8 protein-coding genes are annotated in these 8,146 nt (G+C 70.3%); 2 read left to right on the forward strand and 6 right to left on the reverse strand.

What is annotated here, in order from left to right:
* The 6 genes from A612_RS02670 to A612_RS02695 all read right to left on the reverse strand — a co-directional run.
* Positions 1 to 739: PHP domain-containing protein (locus A612_RS02670; protein WP_040435733.1), on the reverse strand; the 739-nt coding region annotated here is incomplete at its 3' end.
* Complete coding sequence (locus A612_RS02675; RefSeq protein ID WP_019373059.1) at positions 736 to 2,079, reverse strand: DNA polymerase Y subunit UmuC family protein; 1,344 nt, start codon at positions 2,077 to 2,079, stop codon at positions 736 to 738. The genes A612_RS02670 and A612_RS02675, both read right to left, overlap by 4 nt.
* Complete coding sequence (gene imuA, locus A612_RS02680) at positions 2,048 to 2,818, reverse strand: translesion DNA synthesis-associated protein ImuA (protein ID WP_019373060.1); 771 nt, start codon at positions 2,816 to 2,818, stop codon at positions 2,048 to 2,050. Before imuA ends, A612_RS02675 begins: the two co-directional genes overlap by 32 nt.
* A 77-nt stretch (positions 2,819 to 2,895) precedes the next feature.
* A complete protein-coding gene (locus A612_RS02685) occupies positions 2,896 to 4,236 on the reverse strand; it encodes an HD-GYP domain-containing protein (protein ID WP_019373061.1) in 1,341 nt (446 codons plus the stop codon).
* A gap of 143 nt (positions 4,237 to 4,379) precedes the next feature.
* Entirely contained in the window at positions 4,380 to 5,018 is a 639-nt protein-coding gene (locus A612_RS02690) for a 3-oxoacid CoA-transferase subunit B (protein ID WP_019373062.1), read from the reverse strand.
* A gap of 11 nt (positions 5,019 to 5,029) precedes the next feature.
* Complete coding sequence (locus A612_RS02695) at positions 5,030 to 5,731, reverse strand: CoA transferase subunit A (RefSeq protein ID WP_019373063.1); 702 nt, start codon at positions 5,729 to 5,731, stop codon at positions 5,030 to 5,032.
* Positions 5,732 to 5,819: 88 nt separating this feature from the next.
* On the opposite strand from A612_RS02695, the gene A612_RS02700 reads away from it, so the two are divergent.
* Both A612_RS02700 and A612_RS02705 read left to right on the forward strand, forming a co-directional pair.
* The gene (locus tag A612_RS02700; RefSeq protein WP_019373064.1) at positions 5,820 to 6,365 is read left to right on the forward strand and encodes a PAS and helix-turn-helix domain-containing protein; all 546 of its coding nucleotides are present in this window, start codon (positions 5,820 to 5,822) and stop codon (positions 6,363 to 6,365) included.
* 140 nt (positions 6,366 to 6,505) lie between these two features.
* Positions 6,506 to 7,957 carry a catalase gene (locus A612_RS02705; RefSeq protein WP_019373065.1) on the forward strand — a complete coding sequence of 484 codons (1,452 nt, stop codon included), beginning with the start codon at positions 6,506 to 6,508 and terminating at the stop codon, positions 7,955 to 7,957.
* The last annotated feature ends 189 nt before the right edge of the window (positions 7,958 to 8,146 follow it).

An 8,146-nucleotide genomic window follows, 5' to 3' on the forward strand; every position in this document is an offset into this window, starting at 1 on the left:
CCAGCAGCTGCGGCGGGTACAGGCCGGCGAGCTGGCTGCGCGCGCGCAGGCGTTTTTCCGCATGGGGCTGCAGGGCCAGTCCACACTCGGCCACCGGCCGCCCCAGCCGCACGGCGGTCAGCACGTCCTGCAGGGGCTTGCGGCTGCGCGCGTGCATGTGCACGTCGCCCGCCGCCACCAGCCGCAGGCCCAGGCGCGCGCCGACGCGCTCCAGGCTCTGCAGCCACAGGGCGTCGTCGAAGGCCATGTGCAGTTCCACCGCCAGCCAGGAAGGCGCCGGCAGCACGGCCAGCACAGGCACCAGGGCAGCGTGCAACGCCTGTTCGTCGGATGCGTCGGGAAAGCCCGCGCGCCGGGGCGCCAGCAACAGCTCGCAGCCGGCCAGCAGCTCCCAGGAAGACGCTGCATCGACCCGATAGCTCCCCTTGTGTGCGCCGCGCGCACGGGCCTGGGTGATGAATTCGCACAACCCGCCCCAGCCTTCCAGGTCGCGCGCCAATGCGACGATGCACACATCCCCCCAATGGAATTCGCTGCCCACGACCAGCGGGAAGGACAGCCGCCGCGCCGCCACATGGGCGCGCACCACGCCCGCGACCGAGCACTCGTCGGTCAGCGCCAGCGCAGCGTAGCCGAGCTGGTGGGCACGCTCGACCAGCTCCTGCGGATGCGAGGCGCCGCGCTGGAAGCTGAAGCAGCTCAGCGCATGCAGCTCCGCATAGGCGGGCAGCGCCTTCATGCGTACACCCCTTGCAGGAACCACGCCCCCGTCGGGCGATCGCGGAACACCCAGAGCCAGCCGGCACGCTCGCCATGGGCGACGAAATAGTCGCGCTGCGCCAGCTCCCCGCCGCCGTCTTGCTGCGGCCCCGCCCACCATCCCGCCTCCACCCGCTGTGGCCCGGCCAACAGGCGCAGCCGCTCCCCGTCCAGACAGGGCCGATCGCCCCGCAGGGAGAGCTCCCGGGGTGGGCGCAGCAGCCACGTCGGCCACAGCGCGGAGGCTCCCGCCGTCGGCGCGGCCGGACGCGGTGCGGGCTGCAGCGCCGGCAGCCAGCGCTGCATGCACTCGGGGCGGTGGTCGGCCTCCAGACAGGGGCGGCGCAGGCGCTCCGGTCCCAACCGCGCCCCCAGGCGCTCCAGCAATTGTTGCCAGGACTCCGCCTCCTGCCCCGCCCCAGGGTCCGGGACGCCCCCGCGGGCGAGCAAGCTGGGATGGGCGGGCTGCAGCGGCACGGTCTGCAGGCTGCGCAGCGCCACCCGATCGACCGGTGCCTCGAGGCGCTGCCGGGCCAGCCGCTCGGCCAGCAGGCGGCCCAGATGTTCCACCTCCTGGGCCGGCTCGGCCGTGCGCAGCACCAACGATTGCCACGCAGGCAGGGGCCGCCCCTCGAGGCGGCGCAGGCAGTGGTGCCAGGACAGCTCCAATTCCAGTGCGCCGCGCTGGCGCGCACGCAGCCACTCCCGCAGCACGCACAGCAGCTGCTGTCCGGCCTGCAGCAAGCCCCCACTCGACTCGGCCAGGGACGCCAGCTCCAGCTCTCGCTCGAAGCGCTCGGGCAGCTGCAGCCAGCGCCAGCTTTGCGTGCCCTCCCCCCAGGCACGGTCCAGCGCGGCCAGCGTCCCGGCGCCGAAGCGCCGCGCCAACCCGGCACGCGGCAGCGCCCGCACCTGGCCCCAGGTTCGGCAGCCCAGGGCCGCCAGCGCCGCGGCGTGCGGCTGCAGCGCCGTCAGCGCCTCGACCGGCAGCCCATGCGGCAACCGATCCGGCAATCGGTGGCCGCTGCGCCGCACGCGCAGCAGCGCCAGCGCCTGCTGGGCCGTCGCGCCCTGGGCCCAGAGGCCCGCCCCTCCCTGGGCTCCCATGGGCGCCCCGGCCTGCAACTGCGCCCACAGGCCCGGCCACCCTCCCCAGAGGCGCTCGACCTGGCTCACTTCGAGCAGCACCGCCTCTTCCAACAGCGCCACGCGCGGCGTGAAGCGCAGCGCCCACCAGGCGCGCTCCTCGGGAAGCGTCGCCGCTGCCCCTGCCCCGGGCAGGCACGCCTCAGCCGGCGGCAGCCACGCCAGCCAGCGCATGGGCGACCTCCTGGGCGGCACCGGGCCGTCCCGCAGGCGGCGAGGCCTCCACCGGCCACCGCTGCACCTGGAGGCGCCGCGATGCCTGGGCCCGCAGGGCGCGCTCCAGCAGCGCAGGCAGGGCCGCCAGCTCCAGGGGATCGTCGAGCGGCGGGCCGCGGCGCTTGAGCACGTGCACCAGCATCCGCCCTCCCTGGCCCTGCACACCCAGGCGCAAGGGAGCCGGCGAGGGGTTGCGCCCCGCCTGCAGGGGCCGGAAGACCCACAGCAGCTGGCGTTGCTGCGCCGCCGCCAACTGCAGTCGCCGCAGCGTGGCCGGGAGCGCGCGGGGCAGCCAGGCCAACACCGCCCCCACCTCCCGGCAGCGCAGCGCCTGCTCGCAAGCCCAGGCCGCCGCACTCTCCTGGGCCTCGAGGCTGTACAAGCGCTCCGGTCGCACGCCGGCGGCCTGCAGCGCCGGAGCGAAGGGCTCCAGGGGCGGCGCCACGAGCACCGCACGGCAGTCCCGCTCCTGCAGGCGCGCCGCCAGCGCCGGCAGCACCAGGCGCCATTCATGGTGCGCCCCCGCGGGCTGCAGGACCTCGCTCAGGGCACCGACCGGCCAGCCACCACCCGGCAGCTCGGCGTCGAGCACGGCGTGGCCGCTCGGGAGTGCCGCCGGGGCGGCATCGGCCCAGTCACGCCCCCGCCAGACCCCGGGCAGGCGATCGATGAAAGAGGTGGGGAGCGCTGGATCCATGGGACGTCCTCCGATACTGTTCAAATATACAGTATCGAAGGGCGCTGGCAAACGCCGCCCGGATCGCAGACTCCCAATCAAAAGCTGCCCGGCGCCTCCTGCGCCAGCCGCCCCTCGCAGCCCTGGCGCCAGTGCACTACCGCCCGGTCGTCCGCCGCAGCGCTGTGCTCCAGCTCCGGCCAGCGGCTGCGGCTCGTCTCGATGATGCTCTGCAACTGCCACAGTGCCTCGCGCCCCAGCAGGAACAGCTCCGCCAGGCTCTGCGGATCATCCATCAGGTGGGCCAGCATCCCGGCCTGCTGGCGCGGGTGCGAGCCCGCCTCGAGCAGCGCCTTCTGCAGCTGCGCCAGCCGCTCGGTGACGAAACTGCGCGCCGGGCTCCAGGCCGACCGTGGCGCCAGGGCCAGGCGGGCGCTGCGCGCCTCCCAGTCATCGAAGGCGTGCGAGAGCAGCGCGATGATTGCCTGCACCCCATCCGCCTCCACGCCAGGGCCAGCCTGCGCGTCCGTGTGCAGCGCCGGCAGCAACGCCCCGACCAGCGCCGCCGGGTACTTGCGGTGGTTCAGGCGCAGCGAGAGCGACAGGCGCTGGGCCGGAGCCTCGTCAGCGTACTTTTCGAAGAAGCCGACCACCACCTCGGCCAGCAGCAGCGCCTGTCCCATGGTCGAGATCCGCTCGCCCTGCAGGCCGCGCGGATAGCCGCTCCCGTCCATGCACTCATGGTGCTCCAGGACTGCCTGGGCCACGCTCGACGGGTAGATTTCCTGGGCCTGGATCAGCATCATGGCGGTGATCGGGTGGGCCAGCAGGTGCTTGCGCTCCGGGCCGCTGACCCGCGTCTCCGGGTCGCGCCAGATCGGGTCCATGTGCAGCACGCCGATGTCGTGCAGCAGCCCAGCCGCCGCCAGGTGGCTGCACGCCCGCCCCTCCAGGCCCGCCGCCAGGCCCAGATGGATGGCCGCCAGCATGACGCGCACGCTGTGGGCATGCAGCTCCGGGCGCTGCTCGCGCATCACGGTCAGCTTGAAGGCCAGCGGCTGTGGCAAGGTCAGGGCGCGCACCGGGGCCAGCAGCCGTTCGGCCTCGCCCCCGCCCGCGTCCACCAGCATCCGGACCAACCGGTCCTGCCGGCACTGCAGGGCCGCCGCCTGCAGCGTGCTCTGCACGCTCTCCATGCCCTGGACACTCAGCTGCGCGTCGATGGGGCCCCGCAGCCTGTGGCGCATCAGGCGGTCGTAGAGCTGGCCGTCGACGCGCACGCCCTTCTCCAACAGCTTGACCCCGCGGTCGTTGTGGATCGCCTGCTGCGTCGTCACGATGCGGCGACTCGCCATGTCGCTGACGGCGCGCAGGTAGTGGCGGTAGCCTTCGCCCTCTTCTGGTCGGAGGGGTGAGGGCGCCTGATCGGATGCGGACATACGGGCTGGCTGGCTGCGGCGGGACTCGGGAAGGACGGGCTCCGACTATAAGCCCGCGCCTGGCCGCACCAGGGCGCGCTCGGGCGCAACGCAAAGAGCCGGGCACTGCCCGGCTCGGGAAAGGACCGCGTACCGCCCGGCGCTCAGCGCAGCAGCGTCACGCCCGTCTTCGCCTGGATCTCGTCGAACTCCACGCCCGGCGCCAGCTCCACCAGCTTCAGCCCCTCGGGCGTCACGTCCATGACGCCGAGATCCGTGATGATGCGGTCCACGACGCCCACGCCCGTGAGCGGCAGCGTGCATTCGGGCAGGATCTTCAGGTCGGTGGTGCCGTCCTTCTTCCTCGCCACGTGCTCCATCAGCACGATCACGCGCGGCACCCCGGCCACCAGGTCCATGGCGCCCCCCATCCCCTTGACCATCTTGCCGGGAATCATCCAGTTGGCCAGGTCGCCCTTCTCGGACACCTGCATGGCACCGAGGATCGACAGGTTGATCTTGCCGCCGCGGATCATGGCGAACGACTGGTCCGAGCCGAAGATGGCCGAGCCGGGGATGGTGGTGACGGTCTGCTTGCCGGCGTTGATCAGGTCGGCGTCGACCTCGTCCTCGGTCGGGAACGGGCCGATGCCGAGCATGCCGTTTTCCGACTGCAGCCACACTTCCTTGTCACCCGTGTGGTTGGCCACCAGCGTCGGGATGCCGATGCCGAGGTTCACATAGAAGCCGTCCTCGAGTTCCTGCGCCGCGCGCGCGGCCATCTGATCTTGCGTCCAGGGCATGTCTGTTCTCCTTACTTCTTCTCTCTGAGGGTGCGCTTCTCGATGCGCTTCTCGGGATGGGGGTTGTGCACGATGCGGTGCACGTAGATGCCGGGCAGGTGCACGTCGTCCGGGGCGATTTCGCCAATCTCGACCACCTCCTCGACCTCGACGATGCAGACCTTGCCGGCGGTGGCAGCGGCCGGGTTGAAGTTGCGCGCCGTCAGGCGAAATTGCAGGTTGCCGCTCTTGTCGGCGCGGTGCGCCTTGACCAGCGACACGTCGGGCACCAGTGAGCGCTCCATCACGTAGGTCTGGCCGTCGAACTCGCGCGTCTCCTTGCCCTCGGCGACGATGGTGCCCACGCCGGTCTTGGTGAAGAAGGCCGGGATGCCGGCGCCACCGGCGCGCAGCTTCTCGGCGAGCGTTCCCTGCGGGGTGAATTCCAGCTCCAGCTCGCCCGCCAGGTACTGGCGCTCGAATTCCTTGTTCTCGCCGACGTAGGAGCTGATCATCTTCTTGATCTGGCGCGTCTCCAGCAGCTTGCCCAGGCCGAAGCCATCGACGCCGGCGTTGTTCGACACCACCGTCAGGTTCTTCACGCCGCTGTCCTTGAGCGCCTCGATCAGCGCCTCGGGGATGCCACACAGGCCGAAGCCGCCCACGGCCAGCATCTGGCCATCCTGGACCACGCCTTCCAGCGCCTTGGCTGCAGAAGGATAGAGTTTGTTCACAGCTCGTGTCTCCTGAAATGGGGAAATGGGGATGCGCTACGATACTACGTATAAAAATACGTAGTTTTCCCTAAAAGCATACCCTGTCATGGACATAGCCGACTACCGCCTGGCTTTCGAGATGGCGCCGGTGGGCCTGGTGATCTCGCGCAACCGCACCATGGTGGACTGCAACCGCCATGTCTGCGAGATGTTCGGCGCCTCGCGCGAGCTGCTGATCGGCCAGTCCTTCCGGATCCTCTACCCCTCCGCCGACGAGTACGAGCGCCTGGGCCGGCGCATGGAGCCGATCCTGAATGCGCGCGGCCACTACGCCGACACCCGGCTGATGAAGCGCGCCAGCGGCGAGATCTTCTGGTGCCACGTCTCCGGCCGCGCCCTCGACCGCGAGAACCCGCACGCCTCGGGCATCTGGGCCTTCGAGGACCTGAGCGCCGAGCGCCCGGTGCGCGCCGAGCTCACGCCGCGCGAGCGCGAGGTGGCGGCGCGGCTGCTGGACGGCATGACCAGCAAGGAGATCGGCCGCGCGCTGGAGATCAGCCACCGCACGGTGGAGATCTACCGCGCGCGGCTGATGCGCAAGTACGGCGCCTCCACCGCCGCTGATCTGGTGCAGAAACTCCTGGTCGGCTGATCCGTCCAGGCTATGGCTGTCTTGTATAAAAGCAATGGGCTGGCCATTGCCGCCTGGATAGTTCATAACAATAATATGCGTCATGTCGATAGCAATATAGCTATCACATGGATCGACCCCTCATCACCAGGAGCACACCCATGAGCCACCGCCTCACCACCGCCGCCGGCGCTCCCGTCGCCAACAACCAGGATTCTCTGACCGCAGGCCCGCGCGGCCCCATGCTGCTGCAGGACCTGTGGCACCTGGAAAAGCTCGCGCACTTTCACCGCGAGGTGATCCCCGAGCGCCGCATGCACGCCAAGGGCTCGGGCGCCTACGGCACCTTCACCGTTACCGGCGACATCACGCGCTACACCCGCGCCAAGGTGTTCTCCCAGATTGGCAAGCAGACCGAGCTGTTCGTGCGCTTTTCCACCGTGGCCGGCGAGCGCGGCGCGGCCGATGCCGAACGCGACATCCGCGGCTTCGCCGTGAAGATGTACACCGAGGAAGGCAACTGGGACCTGGTGGGCAACAACACGCCGGTGTTCTTCTTCCGCGACCCGCTGAAGTTCCCCGACCTGAACAAGGCCGTCAAGCGCGATCCGCACACCAACCTGCGCTCACCCGAGAACAACTGGGACTTCTGGACCGGCCTGCCCGAGGCGCTGCACCAGATCACCATCGTCATGAGCGACCGCGGCATCCCGCGCGGTTACCGCCACATGCACGGTTTCGGCTCGCACACCTACAGCCTCATCAACCAGGCCGGCGAGCGCCACTATGTGAAGTTCCACTGGGTCTGCCAGCAGGGCATCGAGAATCTGTCCGACCAGGAGGCCGCCGCCGTGGTCGCCGGTGACCGCGAAAGCAGCCAGCGCGACCTGCTGGAAGCCATCGACCGTGGCGACTTCCCGAAGTGGAAGCTGTGCGTGCAGATCATGACCGAGGAAGAGGCGCAGACCTACCGCTTCCACCCGTTCGACCTGACCAAGGTGTGGAGCAAGAAGGACTTCCCGCTCATCGAAGTGGGCGTGATGGAGCTCAACCGCAACCCCGAGAACTACTACGCCGAAGTCGAGCAGGCCTCGTTCGCGCCCAGCAACCTGGTGCCCGGCATCGGCCCCTCGCCCGACCGCATGCTGCAGTCGCGCCTGTTCTCGTACGCCGATGCGGCCCGCTACCGCCTGGGCGTGAACCACCACCAGATCCCGGTGAACGCGCCGCGCTGCCCCGTCAACCACTACCACCGCGACGGCGCCATGCGCGTGGACGGCAACTTCGGCCGCACCATCGCCTATGAACCCAACACCCGGGGCGCGTGGCAGGAGCAGCCCGAGTACGCCGAGCCCGTCGAGAAGCTCTATGGCGACGCCAGCCGCTGGAACTACCGCGAGGACGACAGCGACTACTTCACCCAGCCCGGCGACCTGTTCCGCCTGATGACGCCCGAAAAGCAGCGCCTGCTGTGCGAGAACACCGCGCGCAACATCGCCGGCGTGTCGCAACACATCGTCGACAAGCACATCGCCCACTGCACCCAGGCCGACCCGGCCTATGGCGCGGGCGTGGCCGACGCCATCGCCCGCCAACGGGCGGGCCAGCTGTAAAGCCGCCCCCGCTCGCCCTGCCCCTTTCTCCAGGGGCAGGCCGGGTAGCACTCAGTGCAGCTGCGGGCCGGCGAAGGGCTTGCCGTTGAGCGTCCACTGCCCGCCCCGCAGCGCCCGGGAGCCGCTGATCTGCTCGCCCTGCAGTCGCACGTAGCCCGACGACTCGGCGGCCGCCAGCAGCTGCTGCAG

This window comes from Melaminivora alkalimesophila, assembly GCF_000282995.1.
Taxonomy (GTDB): domain Bacteria; phylum Pseudomonadota; class Gammaproteobacteria; order Burkholderiales; family Burkholderiaceae_C; genus Melaminivora; species Melaminivora alkalimesophila.

Excerpts from the sequence above, each read along its gene's own strand:
- A612_RS02675 (WP_019373059.1), bottom strand. The coding sequence starts at position 2,079 with ATGCGCTGGCTGGCGTGGCTGCCGCCGGCTGAGGCGTGCCTGCCCGGG.
- imuA (WP_019373060.1), bottom strand. The coding sequence starts at position 2,818 with ATGGATCCAGCGCTCCCCACCTCTTTCATCGATCGCCTGCCCGGGGTC.
- A612_RS02685 (WP_019373061.1), bottom strand. The coding sequence starts at position 4,236 with ATGTCCGCATCCGATCAGGCGCCCTCACCCCTCCGACCAGAAGAGGGC.
- A612_RS02690 (WP_019373062.1), bottom strand. The coding sequence starts at position 5,018 with ATGCCCTGGACGCAAGATCAGATGGCCGCGCGCGCGGCGCAGGAACTC.
- A612_RS02700 (WP_019373064.1), top strand. The coding sequence starts at position 5,820 with ATGGACATAGCCGACTACCGCCTGGCTTTCGAGATGGCGCCGGTGGGC.
- A612_RS02705 (WP_019373065.1), top strand. The coding sequence starts at position 6,506 with ATGAGCCACCGCCTCACCACCGCCGCCGGCGCTCCCGTCGCCAACAAC.